We start from the raw sequence: 23,962 nt of genomic DNA on the forward strand, positions 1-23,962 counted from the left end.
AATGATTTTAATTTTTTAGATAAAATTACATCTTTATAATCAAAGAGATTGTCTAAATGCTAAAAAAATCAAGCCAGGTTCTGTGTTTTTTCTTATTCCTCGTCACCGCAAGCATCCACGCAGATGAAATCAATTTATACTCCTTCAACACCGGCTCTTTTGTATACCATCTGACCGGTAACTACGGACAATACAACGAATTTTTCGATAATAAATTCATGTCTGTAGAACGAAAATTCTCCGAAGATTCTAAATACAGCGTCCTGGTGGGCACCATGAATAACAGCTTCGGTGACCGGTGTATCGCACTCGGGTTGCGCAGGGACTGGATACAAGGGGATTCCAACTGGGTATTTAAAGGCGTTTACGGTTACACTGGCGAATTCTTTTTTGACGCCTTCAAGCACTGCGGCGACGACGGTTCCTATGAGGACTTCAAAAAAGTCACCGGCATCGGATTCTCCCCGTATATCTACCATGCGCTTCAGTACAACTTCACCAGCTACTTCGGTGTAGAAACCGGGATCATCCTCCCGTCAGTGTTTGTCGTGAGCGTGCAGTGGAGTTTCAGGTAGGAAATCAGTCCGCAAACGTCCCAACATCAACATTTCGCTGACAACCGAAGTGTCATTCATTTTGACTCCCTATAGTGAGCTCCGAAGACATTCATACCGGAGCATTTTATGATCGCTGTACTTTTTGAAGCTGACACCATTCCTGAACAAAAGGATCGCTACTTTCAGTTAGCCGCAGAGTTGAAACCTTTACTGGACGACGTCGAGGGTTTTATTTCTATTGAACGTTTTCAGAGCCTGAACACACCGGGAAAGATTTTGTCGCTGTCATGGTGGGAAAACGAAGAATCGGTGCTGGCGTGGAAAAAGAATCTGAAACATCAGGCAGCACAATCGGAAGGGCAGAAAACCATTTTCTCGTTTTACCGGATCCGCGTTGTGCAGGTTCTCAGGGACTATTCCTCTGAAAAAGGACGTTATTCGCATGTATGATATTCACGTTATTCTCAGCAATGCGCCCGGTGAACTGGCGCGCCTCGGTTCTGCGCTCGGCAAAAATGGCGTAGGGCTGGAAGGCGGCGGCGTGTTTACGGCAGGCGATGAAAGTCATGCACACTTTCTGGTTGAAGACGGCGAGCGTGCGCGCACGGTGCTGACGGCAGCAGGGCTTAACGTCCGGCAGATTACAAAGCCGGTGATCAGAAAGCTGAAACAGGAACGCCCCGGAGAACTGGGTGCCATTGCCGCTGTCATTGCGCAGAACGGCATTAACATATTGGTGCAGTACAGTGACCATGATAACCGGCTGATTTTGCTTACCGATAACAATACATTGGCCGCACAGGTGACATCAGAATGGGACATACCGGCTGAATGAATTTGCCCGATTTACGTAAAACAGAGGATGACGCATTACAGCTTGAGCTGTCGTTATCCGCGGTTGCATCGGCCATTGCTGACCCATCGCGGGTCAGCATACTTTGCGCGCTGATGGATGGCAGGGCGTGGACCGCCACAGAGCTGAGTTCGGTGGCAAATATTGCGGCGTCTACCGCCAGTGCGCATCTGTCCAGGCTCCTCAACAGCGGATTAATCACCTGTCTTTCTCAGGGAAGGCATCGTTATTACCGGCTGGCAGGCAGCGATGTTGCTCATCTTCTGGAAACGCTGATGGGGATTTCAATGAAATCGGTGAAATCCCCTGTGCCCAAAACGCCGGTGCATTTGCGGGTTGCCCGAACCTGTTACGACCATCTGGCGGGGAAAATTGCAGTCGGGATGTACGAGTTCATGTTAAATGAAGGCTGGCTGGAACCTGAGGGTAATGCGCTGACGGCCGCTGGAAAGCTTCACTTTGATAATTTTGGCGCGATTCTGAATCCGCACACCCGGCGTAAAAGCAGCTGTGCGTGCCTTGACTGGAGTGAGCGTCGTTTTCATCTCGGAGGGGATTCCGGTGCCGCGTTACTGGCCGCTTTTGAGCGAAAAGGCTGGCTGGTCAGAACGCCGGGTTACCGTGAAGTCACGTTCACCGAAGACGGCAAAAGGGCGCTTTTACGCATTTTTCAGATTGATTTGCGCTGATGGAAAATTCTAAATGGCTAAAAACAGTCAACCTGTTGCCTGACCGGAGCCTCTTGCAGAGCTGGCTTTTTCTGTTTTAATCAAATGAACGATACTCAAAGAGAAGTTCTGACCAGGCTTATTTGCAGTTCACTGAAAACAAATCTTTTGTTTTCAGGAAGGACAATACATTGCAATGTATGTAATTATTCTCGTTAACCTTTTGCTCTGGTAAAGCCGCCATGCTTTCTGTTCCCTTTCCTGTCATCACATTACTCGCTCTGTTTTTATTACTTGTAATGACCCTGTTTTCTGACAAAACGCCACACCGTGGCACGCTATGTTTTTTTGTCGCATGCATATTTATGCTTTCCATAAGTACTTTACGCTGGGAATACGATTCAGCTCTATTGCGGAACATCCAGTCAGGGCTTGCAATGCTGTTGCCGCCTGTTGCATGGCAAAGCTTCACATCACCGAACGAAAGCAACAAACGACGTCATTTAGTGACGTTGTTCGTACCGGCAACCATCGCATTAGTTATAAGAATATTCTGGCCATCTGCGACGGATTTTGTGTTATTTCTGCTGTTTTTCGGATACGGATATATGCTGTTTCAAACTGCATGCAGTGGAGAAAATAATTTCACTTTGGTCCGTCTCAACGCGTTATCACATACCCGGAAAATGGCTCTGTTAGCTGGCTGCTTTCTTTGCATATCTGCTCTGACAGACCTTGTTGTTGCTTTGGATTTCGCCACTAACGGCGGAAAGCTGGCTCCCGTTATTGTCGTTTTTTTTCAGGTTACGATGCTTCCTTTTATTGGAGCCACTATTGTCAGTGCTGGAAGCAAAGTCGTCTTATCCAGCGCTGATAGCCGGAAGGAAAAACCAACTACACGTGCTGAAATACCTGAAAGTGGCCAGGCAGAGATTTACTTCATGCTGGAAAAAAAAGTGCGTGAAACGCAGCTCTACCTTAATTCAGATCTCACGCTCAGCCTGCTGGCCAGAAAAATGGGCATACCTGCGCGTCAACTTTCCAGTGTGGTAAATGCAGTACGTCAGTGCAATGTGTCACAGTGGATAAACCACTTCAGGATTGAACGGGCGCAAGAGCTGCTGTTATGCACCGTGCTGCCCGTTACTGACGTAATGCTGGAGTCTGGATTCTCCACTAAATCCAACTTTAACAGGGAGTTTCAGCGGATATGCGGCATTTCACCTACTTTGTTTCGTCAGCAGGCGAGTGAAAATCAAGTGACGAGTTTAAAAACGCACTGATCTTTGCAACCAGCTTCTGGTGAATGTTGTAGCGATTTATTCCGTTGCCATCCTGACAGACGATACCATCTCCCGGTGATCCCTCATTAATCAGCGCTTCTGCTCCAGCTTTACATAACTGCATGAAACTGAAGTGCGTAGCCCCTTCAATAATTTCATATTTCCCCCAACGGGAGCCTATTTCGTTAGCAAGATAGCCTGATTCCTGACTGGCTGACAGGTTAGCCAGGCTATCCATCTGAGCCGCCAAAATCAGGACCGGAATGTTGATACCATGCATGCTCTGTGGGGTAAATCCGGGGGCGAAACCAAGGTCAAGAGAGACGACAGCGCGGATCCGCTGATCCTCATAACTGGCAGAGAGTTTTTCCTGTGAGGGAACCTCATCAATACTGAGTTTTTGCATCACGTTGCAGTCGCCTCGCAGGGGTTGTTGCAGGCAGTCTTTCGCAAATCTGGCGGCATCAAAACGCGCGCCCGCCAGTTCCATAACTGTCCACCCGCCAAGGGAATGCCCCAAAGCGGCAATCCGGCCTTTATCTGTTTCTCCGAACAGCCGTGGGGATTTAGTCATCAGGTCTATAACCTGTGAGATATCCTGCGGTCGCCTCCACAGCTTCTTTGCCTGTGCAGGGTTCTGATTGAATGTGGTGGTTCCGGGGTGGTCGGGAGCAGCCACAATATATCCCTGTGCCGCCATTGCAACTGCAATCCAGGAGAGATTCCGCCAGTTTCCGTTGTAACCATGAGAAAGCACTAAAAGAGGGTGTAGTCCGGGAGTTGGCAATGCATCGCGGATAACGGTAACGCCGGTGAAAGCGGGGTTTTCTCCAACATCTTCAGTTATCCCCTGAGAAGATGTCGGGTACCAGACTGCCACATTTATTACTGCGCCCTCTTGGTCAGAAAACGTTATCTGACGAAAGCCAGGATGCGCGTAAACCTGTATACAAAAAAGTAAAACGAATAATGGAAGGAACCTTGTTTTGAACATCATTAATGAACCTCAACAGTGATGGATGAGCGACATTAATAGATGAAACGCGGCCTGCGGTCGTCCTTGAACACGATCAAGGTCTTAATTTTTTGTTATTTTCAGCAAAAGCTATAATGTGGAAACGGAAAGTGTATTTAAGTGAGTCCACGGTAATTATTACGACACATAAGAGCGTGCACTCACCCGATAACGCTACTCATGCGCGCTCTGTACTCAGCTGATGACTTCCAACGAATCAGGATGCCGCCAGTGTAATTTGGGGGCTAAATAGCTTTGAATCTGCTCAGTCGGCTGTTCATTGATCAGACTGATGATCAGGTCAAAACAATGGATGGCCAGTTCCTTGCAATCCTGTGCGACGGTATCAATTTTCACCGTGAGCGAATCATAAAGATAATGGTCATCAAAACTGCATAAGTGGATATCGCTCTCCAGCAGTTTGTGCTGGCTCATGTAGCGCAATACCCCTTCCATCAGCCCGCAGGACGCGACGAACAGCGCTTTGGGCGGACGTCCCAGCCGGGCACAGAGATTGGCAAACATTTCATAACCTGAGCTGGGATGATAATTACCGTACATAATCCACTCAGGATCCGGGCTGACGCCCGCGCGTTCAAGACCGAGCTGATAACCGGCAAGACGGTCGCGCGTGGGGGAAATGCGGGGCTGACCGCCGAGAAAATAAAATTCATCCGGGTGCTTTTTCGCCACCCGCGCGACCAGCTCGGCGGAAGACTCGATGGCTTCACACACCACCAGCGGCAATTGCGTTTCCTGTAAATAACGGTCAAACAGAATCACCGGTAACTGCTGGCTGATTTTCACGTATTCCGCATCGCTGAGCATACTCGACGCCACAATCAACCCGTCTACCTGGCGCTGAATAAGGTTATTCACCACCATGGTTTCCTGACTGGTGTTCTCATCCGTGCAGGCAATCAGCAGCTGCATACCGTTCTCGCGGCAGAGGGTTTCGAGTTCATTGGAACAGGCGGCAAAACCGTAGTTGGTCATTTCCGGCACAACCAGCCCCAGCGTAAAGCTGCGCGATACGTTGAGTGAACGTGCGTGGATACTCGGCTGATAATGCTGTTCAGCCGCGACGGCAAGCACGCGGTCACGGGTGGTATCGGAGATGCGAAACTTTTTGCTGTGCCCGTTGAGAACCTGACTGGCAGTCGATTTTGACACGCCAGCCAGCTCTGCTATGCCACTGATAGTGATGCGTTTGGTCTTTTTCACTGCGCCATATTCTGTTGTCCGGAAAGGTTTTTATTCTAACACGCAATCGGCTAACAGCCAGTGGCGCAGCGTAATCGGATGATGACCGGTGAAGTTTAATAATGCCGGTAATACAGGGAAATAGCGTGAAGTCATCACCGCTTCGCCGTCGTTGATGAAAATCTCGAGACTCGAGCTGTCACACAGCACCGTCAGTTTGCGTAACAGGCCACGCCAGACGCGTTCTTCCGGTAATCCGGTGCGCCGGTTTTTACGCGTCAGATGCAGACATTCACCGTCCCAGCGGAGAAGCAGATCGCCCCCGAAATCGGCGCTGAACGCCTGCCCGGTTTCAATTTCCACTTCCGCTTTGGTGACATCCCACACCGGCGCATCGTCCGCCAGTCCCTGCCATTCCTGCACGTCGCCGCGAAGTTGTTGCAGTTCACGGGCAGGGCGCTGGATGATTTTACCGGCTTCCAGCGTCAGTTCTCGCGGGCAGGTCAGGGTATGCAGCCAGCCGTTTTCCACCGTGGGCTGATAAAATTCATCACCGTCCGGGATCCCCATCCAGCCGATAAGCAACCGGCGGCCCTCGTCGGTTTGCGTCGTTTGTGGTGCGTAAAACTCAAAGCCCAGATCCAGTTCTGTGAAATCCCCGTGCGGGAACTTCGCCTTTTCTGCATCCAGATGCCCGACAAAATAGCCCGACTGAAAGGTGTTCAGATAGCGATCGTTTTCTGCGGGCAGACCTTGCGGACAGCAAATCAGGACGTCGTGATCGGCCAGCCTGAACATATCCGGGCATTCCCACATGTAGCCGAATTCGCCCAATCCGTTGAGATTCGACCCGGCAATTTCACCCAGAAAATCCCAGTTCAGCAGATCGGCGGAGCGGAACAAGAGCACTTTGCCCTGAAGGCTGAGATCCTGCGCGCCGAGCACCATGTACCAGTGATACCCCTTTCGCCAGACTTTCGGATCGCGGACGTGACCGGTATAACCTTCCGGTAGATCCAGCACCGGGCCGGTTTTATCGAATTCGCCGTTGGCGTTTTCACGCGCCAGACACTGGAACGCCGTGCGGCTGCCATCGGCGTATTTCACATTACCGGTGTAAATCAGCGTTAAATGACCGTGATCGGTGACCGCAGAACCGGAATAACAGCCGTGCGATTCGTAAGCCTCCGACGGTACGAGCGCCAGCGGCTCATTTCGCCAGCTCAGTAAATCCGCCGAACTCCAGTGCCCCCAGAATTTCGCGCCATGCGCACAGGCCAGCGGATTCCACTGGTAGAACACATGATAACGGCCTTTATGCAGGATGAATCCATTCGGGTCGTTGAGCAATCCGACCGGCGGTGCAAGGTGCCAGCCGGGGCGGTAAGGATCCGCCGCCGCTTTCACCTGCCCGGAAACCACACTGCGCAGAGCCTGTTTCAGCAAACTCGTTTCCGTCATCATTCACTCTCCGTTTTGTATTTCAGCAGCAAAGACAACAGGAATGCGCTGCCAAAAGCAATTACCAGGCCAATCAGGTAGCTGAGGATCGAACTGGCTTGCACGATCGCCAGGCCCGGAATACCGGTCAGGCCGACGGCGGTCATGTTAACGTGCATCGCCACAACCCAGGCACCGCCCAGTGCGCCACCCGCCAGCGCGGCGAGGAACGGTTTCATGAAGCGCAGGTTGATACCGAAAATCGCCGCTTCGGTAATGCCCAGCATGGCAGAGAAGGCCGAAGGCACCGCGATGGCTTTGATTTTGGCATCCTTCGTTTTGAAATAGACCGCCAGACAGGCACCGCCTTGCGCCACGTTAGCCATCGACCAGATCGGCAGCAGGAAGTTAACGCCAATATTCGGATTACCCAGCAAACCGGCTTCAATCGCATGGAAGCTGTGGTGAATACCGGTGATCACAATGACGGAATACAACCCGCCAAACACCAGCCCCGCGACCCAACCGGCGTGGGTGATCAGCGTGCTGAGCACAAAGGAGATGCCGTCGCCCAGCGCACGACCGGCGGGGCCGATAATCAGGAAAGCAATGAACCCGGAAATAATGACCGTCAGGAAAGGCGTCAGGATCAAATCCAGCGCATCAGGGATGACTTTGCGCAGACGTTTTTCAAGGAAACTCATGAACCAGACGGCCAAAAGAACCGGGAATACCGTACCCTGATAACCGATCATCGCAATCTCGATACCAAAGAAATTCATGGTATGGAAACCACCGGCGACGCCCCAGGCGTTGGTCAGCGCAGGGTGGGTCAGAATGCCGCCCAATGTTGCACCCAGGAACGGATTACCGCCAAATTCACGCGCCGCCGTGAAACCAATCAGGATCGGCAGAATGATAAATGCCGCCGAGCTGAACATGTCGAGCATGATAAAAATCGCGCTCTCCGGGTTGGCCCAGCCGTAGGTTTTCACCATGCCGAGCAGCCCCATCAGGAGACCGGAAGCCACAATCGCCGGGATAATCGGCACGAAGATGTTTGATAGTACGCGGGCAATGCGCTGGAACGGATTCAGTTTTTGCGCCGCAATGTTGGCCGCTTCGGATTTGCTGGATTCGCTGATGCCCGCCACTTTAATGAACTCGGCATAAACTTTATTCACCAGACCGGTACCAAAAATAATCTGTATCTGGCCCGCATTGCTGAAACAGCCTTTGACGCCTTCGACTTTCTCGATGGCGCTTTTGTTGATCAGGCTGTCGTCCGCCAGCACCAGACGCAGGCGTGTTGCGCAGTGCGCCGCGCTGGCAATATTGTCTTTGCCGCCGAGTAATGGCAGCAACTCCGTCGCAATTGCATTGATATTCATCTTGTCCCTTACTGTTTTTATTATCGACATCGCCCGGTTTATCCGGGCGCGTCATATGGGGTCATACCCTGTTTTTTAGAACCAGGTTTCCATCTGGATACCGAAGTTCCACTGTCCGCCTGCCGTAAATCCATCCGTACCGAACGAATCGCTGGAAGAATAACGGTCGAGATCTTTGCTCCAGTCCATATAACTGGCGAAGAAGCGAATTTCCGGGCGGCTCAGCATGTCGCTGATATCACCCACTTTGAAGGTTGGCGCAAAGGTCAGTTTGTAGAATCCGCCTTTCACTTTGTTGTAATCGTTGTAACCCTGCGGGTCGAGATCCATGTACTGATAACTGCCTTCATACGCCAGTTCAAAGTTTTCAGTGATCTTCTGAATCAGGCGGGTGTTGAACGTCACCCATTTATAATCGTCGCCGGAGATATAGCGGTCTTTGCTCTGCTGTGCCAGAACGGCAGGCGCAATGCTCCAGTTTTTACTTAACGGGGTGATACCGTAGGTCGCCAGACGCAGGGTATTGGCGTCGTCGGTCAGATGACCGTCCGAACCCAGCGCTTTAACTTCTGCGCCCAGACCGTGACCATAGAGCAGTGCCGTTGTGGATGTCCCGTCACGCAGGCCATAGAAACTGTCCCCGTGATAGGCCAGCATGGTATGGAAGCCAGTATCCGCCGCGTTGGTCGTGCCCTGAGATCCGGTATTCTCACGATCCTGATTGTTTTTAGCGCGCAGGCCGCTGAGCATCCACTGGAAAGGCCCGGCGTAGTTGTTGGCCGTAACAATGTAGTTCTCAATCCGCGTGTCATCTTTATTCTTATTTTCGAGATCGTCAAAGTTGCGCCCGTAAAGTGAGAAGTTACTTTTGAGATTGTCTCCCCATTTGACGTCGTAGATCCCGCCACCGGTTCCCGCAAGGAAGATGATGTCGGAGTCGAGGAAGTGAATGTCGAAATTATCGCGGTCAAAACGCTTACCGGCCCACAGCGTCGAGTCTTTCCACGGCCCGGTGAACGTCGGCAAAGAACCTAATTCCACAAACGCCTGACGAATATTCAGATCGCTGGTTGCGCCGGTCCAGTCGTTGTAGCTGTGTTGTCCGTCCGCCAGCATCACTTTGTAGCGGGACGTCGCGCCGCTGGCCATGGTCTGGTTATGTTCGAGATTTAATTCGACGTAGGTGTTGTTTTCATTACCCAGACGTCCGACCGCGCCACCGGTTTGCCCGGCTGGCGTGACGTAAGGCCCGCTTTCTGTCGATGTGCCGGAATCATTCATGATCACGCCGGAACGCGCATAACCTGAGAATTTGAAGCCCTGAGGCGCACTGCTGGTTTTATTATTAATGCTGGCTAACGATTCCGTCCGCTCCGCCACTTCAGCCGTTTTTTTCTGATTAATTTCAGCATTCCTGGCGACCTGAAGCGTTTGCTGTTCATTGCTGGCGGTCCGTGTTTCCAGCGTTTTCACCTGTTTTTCTGCTTCCGTGGCGCGGACTTCTGCTTTGGCGGCGCGGTTCTCGGCGAGTTGCAATCTTTTCTCAAGAGCATTCAGCCGGGCCTCAATGGCACTGGCCGACGTGTCCGCTCCCTGGGCGGCGCTCGACAGAATTAATCCAATAGCAACAGCAAGATAGCGAGGTTTCATCATCATTTTTATCCCTCAAGGTAAGTTTAATTATTATGGGAAAACCATTTTTGCTAAATTGCTAAACTGGTTTTCCTGAGCACAATAATCATCCACACCGCCTTTAATCAATGATGATTTACCGCCATGTCTTGTATTTGTGATCCTGTTTGCAAAATATGACTAAACTCTGACAATTCATTTGTACTTGATTAGCTAAACCGGTTCTTCTATTTTACATGACCATGTGGCCAGACAGGAATTGAATACAGGGAATGAAAATGAAAAACCGAATTTGGGTGTTGGGTGATGCTGTTGTCGATCTGATCCCGGAAGACGATGGCCGATTATTGAAATGCCCCGGAGGCGCACCGGCGAACGTTGCCGTGGGGATCAGCCGTCTCGGCGGCGAAAGCGCGTTTATCGGGCGGGTAGGGGATGATCCGTTTGGAAAGTTCCTGATGAAAACGTTAAGCGATGAAGGCGTAGACACGGAACATATGCTGCCGGATGCCCGTCATCGCACGTCGACGGTAGTGGTCGAAAACGACGCCGACGGGGAACGTTCCTTTACGTTTATGGTGCGTCCGGGCGCAGATTTATTCCTGCAATCCACCGATATTCCGGCCTTCCAAGCCGGGCAATTTTTGCATCTGTGCTCCATTGCTTTATCCGCAGAGCCCAGCCGCTCTTCTGCCATTCTGGCGATGGCGCAGATGAAAGCCGCAGGCGGAGTGGTGTGTTTTGATCCGAATATTCGCCACGATTTATGGCCGGATGAAAATCAGTTGCGTGACTGCCTGACTCAGGCGCTGTCTCTGGCCGATATCATCAAAGTGTCGGAAGACGAGCTGGAATACCTGACCGGGGAAGTGTTGCTGTCCGAGGGGATTCTGCGTCTTTGCGAACGTCATGATCCTGAACTTCTGCTGGTCACGCAGGGCAAAAATGGTGTGTCGGTTTACCGGAAAAAAGATGCGTCGTTGATGCAATATCCGGCTCCGGAAGTGAAAGCACTGGATACCACCGGCGCGGGCGATGCGTTTGTCGCCGGATTGCTGGCCGGGCTGGCGGAGCACTGGCCGCTGAATTCAGAAAACGCCTGGAATCAAACGGTCCGTCAGGCACTGGCTTGCGGCGCGCTGGCAACGACAGCCAGGGGCGCCATGACGGCGTTGCCGGATCGTGCAAAATTAGAAGAATTTTACACGGTGGCCTGTTCGTAGAAGGGAATCGGTCACGTCGATTTCTGGTGCAAATCACGAAAACTTGTCCTTCAGAAGAGACGCGCGGTGACGGCGTCTTTTCTATATTTTCCTTAAAATCCCAGGCAGCCATCGCAATAGGATTATTCTATAAATCATAGGGTTATTTTCTTAATACGTCAGATTTCCTCGCCAAATTTCCGCCCATACCCCCATTCTTAATGCCGACTTTAAATCTGTAAAAGTAGACAACTGTCGACTTTTCATCTTAAAGTCCCCCGGTTGGCGCTAGACATAACTAGTCTCCAGTAACCCGATAATAATAGCTGAATGTTGAAGAGCGGCCGTCCAGATGTCGCCGGACATTTCAGTATTCACAAGCACGACTTAAGACTTTCTCTGGAGAATTTATGCAATCCTCTATTAACAAAAACGAGAGCCGGACCTTCTTCGGCCATCCGTACCCGCTGGGCTCACTGTTCTTCACAGAAATGTGGGAACGTTTTTCATTTTACGGGATCCGCCCCTTACTGATCCTGTTCATGGCAGCAACGGTTTACGATGGCGGCATGGGCATGGCGCGTGAAAACGCATCGGCTATCGTCGGTATCTTTGCAGGCTGTATGTATCTCGCCGCGTTACCGGGCGGCTGGCTGGCAGATAACTGGCTCGGGCAACAAAAAGCGGTCTGGTACGGTTCGATACTGATTGCGCTCGGCCATCTGGCGATTGCCTTATCCGCGTGGTTTGGCGACAACCTGTTCTTTATCGGCCTGATGTTTATCGTCCTCGGCTCCGGCCTGTTTAAGACGTGCATCTCCGTCATGGTGGGAACGCTGTATAAAAAAGGCGATACGCGCCGCGACGGCGGTTTCTCACTGTTTTATATGGGCATTAATATGGGCTCATTTATCGCGCCGCTGATTTCCGGCTGGCTGATTAAAAGCCACGGCTGGCACTGGGGCTTCGGTATCGGCGGTATCGGGATGCTGGTGGCACTGATTATCTTCCGCGTTTACGCCGTTCCGGCCATGAAACGCTATGACAGCGAAGTGGGTCTGGATTCCACCTGGAACAGCCCGGTGGCGAAGAAGAAAGGCGTTGGCGTCGGATTGCTGGTGCTGGCGGCCGGTATGGCGGTTATCGTTACGCTGATCGCACAGGGCGTTATCGTCATTAATCCTGTCGCACTTGCCAGCATGCTGGTGTACGTCATTGCGGCCTCGGTTGTGCTCTATTTCATCTATCTGTTCGTGTTCGCCGGTCTGAATCGCAAAGAGCGCGCCAGACTGCTGGTATGCTTCATTCTGCTGGTTTCAGCGGCGTTCTTCTGGTCCGCGTTTGAGCAGAAACCCACGTCTTTCAACCTGTTTGCGAACGACTATACCAACCGTATGATCGGCGATTTTGAAATCCCTGCCGTGTGGTTCCAGTCCGTCAATGCGCTGTTTATCATTTTGCTCGCACCGGTATTTAGCTGGGCATGGCCGAAGCTGGCACAGAATAATGTGCGTCCGAGCAGCATCACTAAATTCATCATCGGCATTTTATGCGCCGCGGCAGGTTTTGGGATCATGATGATGGCGGCACAGAATGTGCTGAGCAACGGCGGAGCAGGGGTATCGCCGCTGTGGCTGGTCGGCAGTATTCTGATGCTGACGCTCGGCGAGCTGTGCCTGAGCCCGATTGGGCTGGCGACCATGACGCTGCTGGCACCGGAAAGAATGCGCGGCCAGATGATGGGGCTGTGGTTCTGCGCCAGTGCGCTGGGTAATCTGGCGGCGGGTCTGATTGGCGGCCACGTGAAAGCCGATCAGCTGGACGTGCTGCCTGATCTCTTCGCGCGTTGTTCTATTTCGCTGCTGATCTGTGCTGCGGTGCTGTTTGTCCTGATCATTCCGGTGCGTAAAATGCTGGAAAATTCACAGACTAAACCTGCTACCAACGCGTGATAAAGCCATAACGCTGTTTTCAGTACAGCGCAAAAATGAAGGAGGCCGGTCTGATGATCGGCCTCTTTTTTTGCATCGGAAGTGAAGTTCTTTAAACCACCCTCTAGACGACTGGTCTAATCCCTGATAACTTACCGCCATGACGACTGCAACTCAGCAACATAACAATGATGTCCGTGAGCACATTCTCGAGACTGGCCAGCGCATTATGGCCGGGAAAGGGTTTTCGGCTGTCGGACTGAATGAAATCCTCAAGGACGCTGGCGTGCCTAAAGGGTCTTTCTACCATTATTTCGGTTCGAAAGAAGCTTTTGGCGTGGCAATGCTTGAGCGCTACTTTGATGATTATCTGGCTCAGATCGACAGCACACTGAGCCAGCTGGGCCTGAATATGTCGCAGCGCCTGATGAATTACTGGCAGCAATGGCAGGAATCGCAGTCATTCTTCGACTGCCAGGGCAAATGCCTTGCCGTGAAACTTGGCGCTGAAGTTGCCGATCTTTCCGACAGCATGCGTTTAACCTTGCAGGCAGGGACGTCAGGAATTATATCGCGGCTGACGCAGGCGTTAGAATCTGGCGTCGCAGAAGGGTCGCTGACCGTTGACGATGAACCCGCTCGCGTGGCCGAGAGCCTTTATCAGCTCTGGGTCGGTGCCAGCATTATGGTCAAGATTGTCCGTCATACCGGCCCGTTTGATTCGGCCATGAGCATGACGCAGCACATTATTCATACCGCCCCCTGACGGGGGTGTATCACAAACGGTTAACCGTTTTTTTATTTACACAATAACTAGACGACTGGTCTACTCGGTCGTTATTACGCAACATACCGGAGATTTACGATGAAAATTCTGATGGTTTTAACCTCACACGACAAGCTGGGCGATACCGGACGTACAACAGGTTTCTGGCTTGAAGAGCTGGCTGCGCCTTATTACGCGTTTAAGGATGCCGGTGCTGAAATCACGCTGACATCACCGAAAGGCGGCAATCCGCCGTTAGACCCAAAAAGCAACGAGCCTGATTTCCAGACCGGGCAGACTCATCGCTTCGAAGCGGATGCTGAAGCGATGGCACAACTCGCTGCCACGGTTCGCCTCGACAGCGTTTCACCAGCCGATTACGACGCTGTTTTCTATCCGGGCGGCCACGGTCCGCTGTGGGATCTGGCAGAAGATAAAAACTCCATCGCACTGATCGAGGCATTTCTGGCAGCCAGCAAACAGGTTGCGCTGGTCTGCCATGCGCCCGGCGTGCTGCGTCACGTGAAAACACCGGAAGGGAAACCGCTGGTGGAAGGTAAAAAAGTCACTGGCTTTACCAATACGGAAGAAGAAGCGGTAGGCCTGACCGACGTGGTGCCTTTCCTGGTGGAAGATGAGCTGATTGCCAAGGGCGGTCTCTATTCCAAAGGCGCGGACTGGAGTTCATACGTCGTTACCGACGGCCTGCTGATCACCGGGCAAAACCCGACGTCTTCTGCGGCGACGGCTGAAGCGCTGATTAAACAACTGACGGCATAACCGAAAATGATGTGAAGGTGACAGGGCGCTCCTGTCACCTGTTTTCCTGACCTGCACTGCTGTCAGACCGCCACTATTGATGCTCAATCGAGCCTTTTGAAAACATTTTAATAATCATGCCAGTCACTGCTCATTGAGTTTAAACGAGATAATTCCTAGTTATTAACTTGATAAGGCTTTGTTGTAATGTTGTTTTGTAAATATTTGTGCAGTTATTCATTCTGAATTGAATCGATAAACTAACATTACTTAAAACATTCCCTCTCTTTGAGTGGTTTTTTTGCCAGTATTAACCTAATCTTAAAATCTATTACCAAATCAAAAAAATCGAATTGAGTTGATAAAATAAAACGAGGAGTTTATCAATGTAAGGAATACAAATGGCCTGGAAGAGAAGAGAAAAAGTAGCAATCATGGAACCCCTGTCGATGGTCAGCGATGTTATGTCGCAGATTTTAAGAGAAGAGGGGGATATTATTATTGAAGGCGTAATCTCTAATTTCACGTCACTGAGATCTGTACTGGAATTAAGAAAAGTAGATGTGGTTTTCAGCGAAGTCTACGATGCCAGAACATCGATCATAGAAGGTCTGGATTTTTTAAGGAAGCTTAAAGCTCAATTCAGCGACATTGATATTATCATCCACACTGAAATTGAGATCCCTGCGTTGCTTATTCAGAGCAATGCGGACGCAATCTATATGAAACAAATAGGTCTGGAAGGTTGCCGCGCATCGGCATCACAAATACTGAATGCCGAAAGTATGGTCAGCATATTATTTTACGAGGACAGAAAAGCAAATTACAATTTTATGATATTGAGCGACTTCGAATGGGAAGTGTTGATCATGTTCAGCCAGCAGATGAGCATTGCCCATATAGCCAAAGAAACGGCAAGAAGTTACCGAAGAATTAGTCGTATTAAACACGACATAATGGACAAACTGAAAGTGAGTAACAATGTCGCATTCAGCCAGTTAATGGTGCTGGCAGGCAGTAAGTTCGGCGACTACCCTCCGGTCTCACTCTAACAGCGCGACCTTCAGTAGCGTCCATTCAGGTATAAAATGAAGACAGTCAAACCTTTCAGCCCACCTTATGTTTTCTGGATCAGTACAATTCTGGTGGCTGCCATTCTGTTAATCAGCGTGCATCTGGTCGTGTCAGCCTATGACCGCGACGATCTGACTTCCTATGCGCGTCATATCCTGTCCAGGGGGTGGAAGTTGCTGATGAATCGCAAAATATCGTCACTAATGTCAACAATATAAAGCCCGAATCCTGCAGTAACGGATTTCTGGATGAAATCCGCTACCTTGCGTTTACGTCTGTTTTTGTCTCCGATATCGGTTACACCCAGGATCACGCACTGAAATGTACGGCAATGCGCGGTCGTCTTCCTGAGCCGGTAGCCATGTCCGCGCCGGATTCTGTTACACGCTACGGGCAGCGCATCTGGACGTTATTTAGTGGGATTGTTGATCCCCGTATTAGCGCTGACATGATGGAATCAGAAAACGTCTTAATCTTTCCCACACCCGCGGCATTTCGCGATATTTATGTGCCCTATGACGGATTTGGTGCGGTACTGTCAAACCACCGGCGGGATCATATATTCAGGGCCTTTGGCGAAACTGATGGGCTTGTGAAGGATGTGACTGCCGTTACTGGTATCAAATGGTTGCATCAGGCCAGGTTTTCAGAGTGCAGCAATAAATATGATATATGCGTGATGGCAAGGAATACAAAAATAGGGATCTTATCCCTGTCTGAGACTGCCATTTCATTCGTTATCCTCATGAGTCTCATCGCCGGTGGCGTATTCTCTTTTTCGGTTTCGCAATTTATAAACAACAACCGGTCATTACAGAACAAGCTTAAAATTGCCATCAGACGTGATGATATAAAGGTCAATTTTCAGCCTTTCGTCGAAATATCAACGGGCAAAGTGGTGGGTTACGAAGCCTTAGCCCGCTGGAAACAAAATAATGGTGATTTCGTTTCGCCTGAAGTTTTCATCAAGCTTGCTGAATCAACAAACCAGATCAAGAACCTGACACGTTCTGTTGTTGCCAGAACCCTGAGGGAAATGGCACCGGTCCTGAGAGAGAATGAATCTTTATTCGTGAGTATCAACGTCACGACATCAGATGTGATTGATCCCGAATTCAAAATTCTTCTCGAAGAAGAAGTCGATAAAGGGGGCATTGGCCGGGAGCAGGTCGTTCTGGAAATCACCGAACGTTCTACGGCAGATCACGAGATTCTCAAAAATGCGCTTGTCCGGTTAAGGGAGTACGGATACAGGATCGCATTGGATGATTTTGGAACCGGCTATTCCAATCTTGATTATCTGAGCAAGTTATCCTTCGACTTTATTAAAGTTGATAAAATATTCACTGATTCTATTGGCACGCAATCTGTCAGTTTTAGCATGTTAAAAATGATGTTAGAGATGCTGGATCAAACCCGTGCAGCGGTTATCGTTGAAGGAATAGAAGAACAGCATCAGGCTGACTTTTTGCTGAATTCGTGTTCGACAATAATTGGTCAGGGCTGGTTATACGGAAAGCCGATGGAGAGTACAAAGATCGTTATCCAGCATTAAGAATTCAGGGGTAAACGCCCCTGCATACCTTTCTTTCAGCCCCAGTCAGTTTGTTATTCCCTCCTTATAGTTACGTCAAAAATTACGCTACCACCATCACGCCTGATGATTACGCCTGTCCGGTAACGTTCCTTCACGAGAGAATATTTCCAACACATCACTTATCAGGCCGGATTACTGTCTGCGTCTGACAGTAATTTAAAAAATATAAAGTAATATTTTATAAAAATTTTCTAATGAAAACCAATTAATAGCATTTCTAGAAACATGACTCTGTATACCAAAATCGACCAACCTGTCATGCATTTAATTAAAATAAGAATAATCCTAGCCAAAAACCTCGTGTAACTAAAGTTATAATTTATTATGTATAAAAATTGCAAAATATTTCACTGAATACCTGTCCCACCTTAATTGAACATAGTGAGATCAATAACCCGCCACCTAAAAACCAGAATAAAACACTTTTTTATTACCATTTAAAGGTGTTATTTGCCAATTTTCTTCACTTGTTTACTATTCCCCACTCTGATGAGGCCAGTCTGGGACTCGCTTTAATCAGTGAGAAGGAAATTAATCTAATGGAGAAAAAATGCATGAATAAGAAAATCTTAGTGGCTTGTGGTTTGCTGGTAGCAGGTTATTCGATGACGGCATCTGCTGTGTCTGATAATACCATTTCGTTCCAGGGTGAAGTCACCGATGAGACATGTTCATTAACCGTGAATGGTAATGACAGCACCCCTATTATCTTATTACCCACAGTCTCTACTTCTGATTTAGCCACTGCAGGGAGTCATGCAGGAGCCACGACATTTGAAATGGGTGTCAGCGGTTGCGCTGGCACCAGCGGAGATGATGCTACTGACACAAAAATCAGTACTGTATTTTCCGGTAATCTGGTTGAAACAACTAATGGCACGTTGGGTAATACCGGGACAGCTGAAAACGTAACGGTTCAAATACTGGATGTTTCTGGTGAAGAAATTAATCTGAGCTCAACCTACACCGCTGATAACGATCTGAAATTATCTGCGGGTGACACAGCGTCAACGGCAACCTACACCGCTCGATATTATGCCACTGATGTCGCGGCAGCCGGTACCGTTGCTGCTTCAATGCAATATGCAATTTCTTATCAGTAACATTTAAAGTCTCGGAAGATGGCAGTTAACTGCCATCTTTTTTTCATCGGGGCGGGCGTCCACAGATATCTCACAAACTTATAAGTCACCTATTAAAATGTTTAATCAATTTACTTTAATTACCAAGATATCGGGTCTGATTATTTTGTTGATATCATGTTTGTTTCCCGCGATGGCATTTTCCAGTGTCACGATGATTGGCAACAGAATTATTTACCCGTCAGATAACACCTCTGTAAACGTTGAATTTCGTAATAAGGATATAATCCCTTACGCGGTGCAAACCTGGCTGGATGATGGTGATACCGAGTCCACTCCCGCGACAGGTAAAGCACCTTTTATTGCTTCTCCTGCTCTTTTTCGGATTTCGGCTAACGGCGGGCAGGTTCTCCGCATTGCATTTAATGGCGCACGTCATTTACCCCAGGATCGGGAGTCTATTTTTTACTTTAATTTCTTACAAATACCGCCAGTGAATGCGGGTGACGAAAGCGATCAAAAAAAGAATAAAATGCTGATCATGTTAAAAAACCGCGTAAAGGTTTTTTACAGACCCGCCGCTATTGCCTCCGGCAGTAAAAGTTTATTTGATAAAATTAGCGTCACCCCTTCTGAGGCGAATGGCAGCACGACCATTAATATCGAAAACAATTCTCCATTTTATGCCTCTCTGATTAATGTAAAAATTAAACAGGGGAATCAGGTCTATAAACAGAAAGCCGATATGATCTCTCCTTTCTCAAAGGGAAGCGTTGTATTCAAAAAGATCCAAGATCTGAAAAATGCGACAGTTATTGTTGATTATCTCAATGATCAGGGTGCAAGGATGAGCCACGAGTATGAAATCAATCACGAATAAAAAATCACAGACACTTTCGTTATTAACTGTCTGCATTATGGCCAGTTACAGTCCGTTTACTGTCGCAGAGGATTATTATTTTGATCCCGGCTTACTGCAGGGTTCTGGCGTATCGGTGAATCTGGAGAAACTTAACGAAAAAGTTGTCAGCGCGGATGCCGGAACCTATCGGGTAGACCTCTATGTCAATAACAAACTGGTTAAAGAAAATACAGAAATCACATTTAGCCGTAAATCTGAGGGAGATAATGTCACTGTTCAGCCTTGCCTGAAAGCCGAAGACATAAAACTGATTCAGCTGAAACCGGATACGGTGACGTTAATTCCTGTTGATGATAAATGTGTCTGGTTTTCCGATCTCTCAAAAGCATCTTCATGGGAACTGGAACAGTCAACGCAAAAACTGAAACTGCTGATCCCGCAAAGTTTACTCTATCGCCAGCCACGGGGTTATATTCCGGTGTCCCAGTGGGATAGCGGCGGCCTGGGCTTATTTATTAAGCACAACACTAACTATTATGAAACCCGTAACACCGGTGGCTATAAAACAAAAAACCTGTGGAGCGGACTTAACAGCGGAACCAATATTGGCCTTTGGCAATTAAGAAATCAGTCAAATTATCGCTATACCGATAATAATGGGCGGACAAGCCATAAATGGACCAGCGTGCGGACGAATGCACAACGGCCTTTGGCGTCGATCAATTCTTTGATCACCTTCGGTGACAGCTATACCAACAGCAGCCTGTTTGGCAGCCTGTCGTTCAATGGTGTAAAACTCGCCAGCGATACCAGAATGATGCCTCAGGGCAAGCGGGGTTATGCGCCGGAAGTTCGTGGCGTTGCCAGTACCACTGCGCGTGTTGTGGTGAGCCAGCTCGGTAAGACGATTTATGAAACCGTGGTTTCACCTGGCCCGTTTGTTATCGACGATTTGTCCAACACCAAAGGTCAGGGCGATCTTCAGGTCACGGTCATTGAAGCTAACGGGCAAACGTCATCCTTTACCGTTCCCTATTCCGCAGTGCCGGATTCTGTTCGCCCTGGTTTGTGGAACTATGAGCTGGCACTTGGCAAGGTGCGCAAATATTACAGCGTGGATAACGAGTTTGTGGAAGGTGTTGTGCAGCGCGGGATCAGCAACCGGTTTACCGGCAATGCCGGTGTGCGTCTGGCGAAAGACTATGAGGCATATTTGCTTGGCGGCGTAATGGCCACGCAATTTGGGGCCATTGGCGTCAATACGACTTATTCACATGCGCTCGCAGAAAACAATCAGCGTCAGTCGGGTTGGCGTGCCGAGGCCAGTTACAGCAAAACCTTTACGACCGGCACTAATCTGACACTGGCCGCCTACCGTTATTCCACCAAAGGTTTCCGCGATCTGCAGGATGTTTTGGGCGTAAGACGAGCGGCCGAAAATACCAGTACCTATTATTCGGATACGCTGAATCAGAAGAATCAGTTCAGCGTGACCATTGCCCAGGGCTTCGATACGTTCGGTTCACTTTCTCTGAATGCCAGTACCTCAGACTATTACAGTAATAGTTCACGCATTACTCAGATGCAGCTGGGTTATAGCAATAGTTATAAAAAGATCAGCTACAACATCAACGTTGGCAGACAACGCACCAGTTACAGTAACCGAAGCAACTATTACAGTAATACCGATGACAGCGACAACAATAAAAAGTACACCGAGAATACCATCTCCATCGGTTTCTCCATGCCGCTCGACTGGACAGATTCACGGTCAAACGTTTCGTTCAATGTGGCGAAAAACAAAACGTCAGAATCAGCCACGACCAGCCTTTCCGGCTCCGTGGGTGAAAAGAGTAACTTATCCTATTCATTATACAGCGGCGTAGAAAACTATCAGAGCACGGGGAATGAAATGACCTGGGGCGGTTCATTGCAACAGAACACCTCCAAAGGGGCATTCCGCGGGTCTTATTCTCAGGGCAGCGGTTATAAGCAGTTTGGGATGGGGACGTCGGGGACTTTACTTATCCATCCGGGTGGCGTGACCTACGGGCCGTATGTCAGTGATACTTTTGCGCTGGTAAAAGCCAAGGGAGCCAAAGGGGCTGAAATCAAGAACGGGCAGGGCGCGAAAATCGATAGCTTTGGTTACGCCATCATGCCGTCGTTATCTCCGTATCGTTATAACACCGTGAGCCTGGATCCTAAGGGATTAAACTCAAAAGTGGATATTCAGGGCGGCAGTCAGCAGGTTGTGCCTTATTCAGGTGCGATCGTCCAGGTTAATTTTGAAACAATATCCGGACAGCAGGTGCTGATTAATACCACGCTCAATAATAAACAAATGATCCCGATGGGCGCTGACGTTACCGATAAAGACGGTAAAAATTTAGGCATGGTCGGACAGGCGGGGCAGATCTACGCACGCATTAATGATCGCTCCGGTGTGTTATTTGTTTCATGGGGTAAAGGCGATGCAGAACAGTGCCGGATTAATTATCAGTTACCTGCAACTGCGGATAATGAATTTGTTCAAATGACACTGCCTTGTGAGATTTAAATTTACTGAGAAATATTCATGATGAGACAGGGAATTAATGCGTGATGAAAAAAGTAATTTTTTTAATGATTTTTTTGGGATTTGTACTGCCCGGTATTTCACAGGCAACTTGCTCGCGTGCGACGGGTACCGGATATCTGACTACTGCACTTATTGAAGCAGGTTACACGGCCACAAGCTGGAGTGGGGCTTGCGATACCTGCAATGGTAATATAGGACTTCCTTCAGTTGTCTCTTTAAGTACCGGTTCAAGCTTCATGCCATCAGGAACGTTAATAGCCAGTTCAACAGCTGACTTCTTCCAAGCCTCCGTTGCAACGACTTACGGTCAAAATCAGATACTTTTCAGATGTGCGTTAGCCGATGCCGATTCTATTTATGAAATGTACGGTACGAATGGTGATAATGCCTACACCGGCAGGTACACAACAGATGAAGTTGACAATGCTTATTATAGCCCTGTAAGAAACGTCGCCTACCGATTGACCAATACAACCACAGGTGAATATTATTCCAGATACTGGAAAGCACGAAAGTTGACCGCTGACGATTGGGTTCAAGACGAAACTTACATTTATATTCCTGCTAGTATATTCAGTGGCATCACCATAGAGTTATTTAAAATAGACTCCACAAGTTATTATACTAATAGTAGCACCTCCTGGTTAATGAGTTATTCCCAACCCTATGGTTATATTGCTTTTAAAGGGCCTGGTTTGTCGACAAATGTTACCGATGGTGCAGATTCATACAGTAACGCTAACGGTTGGTATACCGCATGGCCCGCAGCATATGGCCTCTACAATGATGTCACTTTTGTCCGGGGTGCGATGTGCCTTGTCAAAGATTATCCATCCGTTGTTCTATTACCCACAATAAGTACTTCATCACTCAATAATGGTGAAACGAGCCAAAGCACTTTTGATATTAGTTTAACTTGTGAAGATGCGGCTGTATCCAGCGTAAGTAAATCAACAACATCCTCCGCTAATGTTGCAATGGGTTTCTTAGTTAATCAGTCAACAGCGGTCACCGCCGCGACAACACTGGGTCTAACCTCAACCAGTGGTTTAACGCATTTACTGGACACCAATTACGGCAGCTCAGGTGTCGCGTCCGGCGTAGGGATACGCATTTATGATGAAAGCGGAAATGCACTGAATCTGTTATCGAGCACGACAACAGCAACTGGCAACACTGGCGGTTGGTACGCTTATAAAGCTTTAACCACCAGTCAGGATGATTCAACGGACGGTGTCACAACGTACACCGGTAATTTTACAGCATCTCTGGAGGCCATCAGTGGCGAAACAGTTACAGCGGGAACGGTCAATGCGCAGTTACAAGTGGTGGTCAGTTTTCAATAAGGTCACCCTTGCGGCGGGCATTATGCTCTGTTGCACAGCGTTTCACGCCGGTGCGGTGGTTAATGCGGAAAAAACCCGCGTGGTGTTCAGCTCAGGCAGCATCGCGGAATCACTTTCATTAGTTAATTCTGAGAAAGAACCTGTGGTGGTCCAGGTCTGGACAGATAATGGCGACCCGACCGTGAATCCGGATAAGGTTCATACGCCGATTGTGATCAATCCGCCGGTTTTCAAAATGACACCCGGCGAGATCCGCAATATTCGCCTGTTGCTGGTTTCTGCAGGAAGCCTGCCTCAGGACAGAGAAAGCGTGTATTGGCTGAATATCTACCAAATTCCGCCGAATACAGAAACGCAGCATAAAGGGGAGAAAAGGGTGGTTCTGCCCTTAAAGATCCGCATGAAAGTGTTCGTCAGGCCTGAAAAGGTAGGGGAACTCAAAGAGAGTGATGCGCAGAAATTACAATTTTCAGTGCAACAATCGGCGGCAGGTAAAACGCTGGTGATGAAAAATCCCACGCCGTGGCATCTGACAATATCCTCACTGAAGTCCGGGCAGACGGCGTTCCCAAATCTGATGCTGGAACCGTTTTCCAGCCAGTCAGTGGATGTGCCAAAGGATAAAGTCATGGCTCCCGAAATTGATTATGAAGTGATCAACGACAACGGGACGCGTTGGCCGAATAAATCAAACATTCTATGACTGAGGCATTAAGTTTT

The 23,962-nt window shown here is 49.0% G+C and carries 21 protein-coding genes; 16 read left to right on the forward strand and 5 right to left on the reverse strand.

Annotation, left to right across the window (positions count from 1 at the left end; genetic code table 11):
• Positions 1-56: 56 nt before the first annotated feature.
• The 5 genes from BV494_RS22025 to BV494_RS22045 all read left to right on the forward strand — a co-directional run bounded on the left by BV494_RS22025 (position 57) and on the right by BV494_RS22045 (position 3,361).
• On the forward strand, positions 57-575 hold the full coding sequence (locus BV494_RS22025; protein ID WP_226790125.1) for a hypothetical protein: 519 nt from the start codon (positions 57-59) through the stop codon (positions 573-575).
• A gap of 108 nt (positions 576-683) precedes the next feature.
• Positions 684-1,007, forward strand: a complete 324-nt coding sequence (locus BV494_RS22030) for an antibiotic biosynthesis monooxygenase family protein (protein WP_104924951.1) — start codon at positions 684-686, stop codon at positions 1,005-1,007.
• Positions 1,000-1,392, forward strand: a complete 393-nt coding sequence (locus BV494_RS22035; RefSeq protein ID WP_104924952.1) for an amino acid-binding protein — start codon at positions 1,000-1,002, stop codon at positions 1,390-1,392. The genes BV494_RS22030 and BV494_RS22035 overlap by 8 nt, the downstream gene beginning before the upstream one ends.
• A complete protein-coding gene (locus tag BV494_RS22040; protein WP_104924953.1) occupies positions 1,389-2,099 on the forward strand; it encodes an ArsR/SmtB family transcription factor in 711 nt (236 codons plus the stop codon). The genes BV494_RS22035 and BV494_RS22040 overlap by 4 nt, the downstream gene beginning before the upstream one ends.
• 221 nt (positions 2,100-2,320) lie before the next feature.
• Positions 2,321-3,361, forward strand: coding sequence for a helix-turn-helix domain-containing protein (locus tag BV494_RS22045; protein ID WP_104924954.1), 1,041 nt, complete (start codon positions 2,321-2,323; stop codon positions 3,359-3,361).
• On the opposite strand, the gene BV494_RS22050 is transcribed toward BV494_RS22045, so the two are convergent.
• The 5 genes from BV494_RS22050 to BV494_RS22070 form a co-directional block, all read right to left on the reverse strand.
• Positions 3,303-4,358 carry an alpha/beta hydrolase family protein gene (locus tag BV494_RS22050; RefSeq protein WP_192938205.1) on the reverse strand — a complete coding sequence of 352 codons (1,056 nt, stop codon included), beginning with the start codon at positions 4,356-4,358 and terminating at the stop codon, positions 3,303-3,305. The genes BV494_RS22045 and BV494_RS22050 overlap by 59 nt on opposite strands.
• Before the next feature lie 213 nt (positions 4,359-4,571).
• Complete coding sequence (locus BV494_RS22055; protein ID WP_104924955.1) at positions 4,572-5,600, reverse strand: LacI family DNA-binding transcriptional regulator; 1,029 nt, start codon at positions 5,598-5,600, stop codon at positions 4,572-4,574.
• Positions 5,601-5,630: 30 nt separating this feature from the next.
• Positions 5,631-7,040, reverse strand: coding sequence for a sucrose-6-phosphate hydrolase (locus tag BV494_RS22060; RefSeq protein WP_104925268.1), 1,410 nt, complete (start codon positions 7,038-7,040; stop codon positions 5,631-5,633).
• Entirely contained in the window at positions 7,040-8,410 is a 1,371-nt protein-coding gene (locus BV494_RS22065; protein WP_104924956.1) for a sucrose-specific PTS transporter subunit IIBC, read from the reverse strand. The genes BV494_RS22060 and BV494_RS22065 overlap by 1 nt, the downstream gene beginning before the upstream one ends.
• A gap of 75 nt (positions 8,411-8,485) precedes the next feature.
• Positions 8,486-10,066 (reverse strand): carbohydrate porin, encoded by a 1,581-nt coding sequence (locus tag BV494_RS22070; RefSeq protein ID WP_104924957.1) that lies wholly within the window; start codon positions 10,064-10,066, stop codon positions 8,486-8,488.
• 254 nt (positions 10,067-10,320) lie between these two features.
• Here BV494_RS22070 and cscK point away from each other — a divergent pair, with 254 nt between their 5' ends.
• The 11 genes from cscK to BV494_RS22125 all read left to right on the forward strand — a co-directional run bounded on the left by cscK (position 10,321) and on the right by BV494_RS22125 (position 23,945).
• Positions 10,321-11,265 (forward strand): fructokinase, encoded by a 945-nt coding sequence (gene cscK / locus BV494_RS22075; protein ID WP_104925269.1) that lies wholly within the window; start codon positions 10,321-10,323, stop codon positions 11,263-11,265.
• Positions 11,266-11,654: 389 nt separating this feature from the next.
• On the forward strand, positions 11,655-13,196 hold the full coding sequence (locus BV494_RS22080; RefSeq protein ID WP_104924958.1) for a peptide MFS transporter: 1,542 nt from the start codon (positions 11,655-11,657) through the stop codon (positions 13,194-13,196).
• 139 nt (positions 13,197-13,335) lie between these two features.
• Positions 13,336-13,941, forward strand: a complete 606-nt coding sequence (locus BV494_RS22085) for a TetR/AcrR family transcriptional regulator (RefSeq protein WP_104924959.1) — start codon at positions 13,336-13,338, stop codon at positions 13,939-13,941.
• A 99-nt stretch (positions 13,942-14,040) separates the two neighbouring features.
• Positions 14,041-14,721: a type 1 glutamine amidotransferase domain-containing protein gene (locus tag BV494_RS22090; RefSeq protein ID WP_104924960.1), complete on the forward strand. Its 681-nt coding sequence runs from the start codon at positions 14,041-14,043 to the stop codon at positions 14,719-14,721.
• Positions 14,722-15,101: 380 nt separating this feature from the next.
• Positions 15,102-15,752 carry a helix-turn-helix domain-containing protein gene (locus BV494_RS22095; protein ID WP_104924961.1) on the forward strand — a complete coding sequence of 217 codons (651 nt, stop codon included), beginning with the start codon at positions 15,102-15,104 and terminating at the stop codon, positions 15,750-15,752.
• Between the two features lie 188 nt (positions 15,753-15,940).
• The gene (locus BV494_RS22100; protein ID WP_104924962.1) at positions 15,941-17,329 is read left to right on the forward strand and encodes an EAL domain-containing protein; all 1,389 of its coding nucleotides are present in this window, start codon (positions 15,941-15,943) and stop codon (positions 17,327-17,329) included.
• 581 nt (positions 17,330-17,910) lie between these two features.
• On the forward strand, positions 17,911-18,474 hold the full coding sequence (locus BV494_RS22105; protein WP_104924963.1) for a fimbrial protein: 564 nt from the start codon (positions 17,911-17,913) through the stop codon (positions 18,472-18,474).
• Positions 18,475-18,667: 193 nt separating this feature from the next.
• A complete protein-coding gene (locus tag BV494_RS22110) occupies positions 18,668-19,333 on the forward strand; it encodes a fimbria/pilus periplasmic chaperone (RefSeq protein ID WP_192938206.1) in 666 nt (221 codons plus the stop codon).
• Positions 19,314-21,875, forward strand: coding sequence for a fimbrial outer membrane usher protein (locus BV494_RS22115; RefSeq protein ID WP_104924965.1), 2,562 nt, complete (start codon positions 19,314-19,316; stop codon positions 21,873-21,875). Before BV494_RS22110 ends, BV494_RS22115 begins: the two co-directional genes overlap by 20 nt.
• Positions 21,876-21,919: 44 nt before the next feature.
• A complete protein-coding gene (gene stbD / locus BV494_RS22120; protein ID WP_104924966.1) occupies positions 21,920-23,242 on the forward strand; it encodes a fimbrial usher protein StbD in 1,323 nt (440 codons plus the stop codon).
• A 22-nt stretch (positions 23,243-23,264) separates the two neighbouring features.
• The gene (locus tag BV494_RS22125) at positions 23,265-23,945 is read left to right on the forward strand and encodes a fimbria/pilus periplasmic chaperone (RefSeq protein ID WP_226790130.1); all 681 of its coding nucleotides are present in this window, start codon (positions 23,265-23,267) and stop codon (positions 23,943-23,945) included.
• Positions 23,946-23,962 lie beyond the last annotated feature (17 nt).

Source organism: Rahnella sikkimica (assembly GCF_002951615.1).
Taxonomy (GTDB): domain Bacteria; phylum Pseudomonadota; class Gammaproteobacteria; order Enterobacterales; family Enterobacteriaceae; genus Rahnella; species Rahnella sikkimica.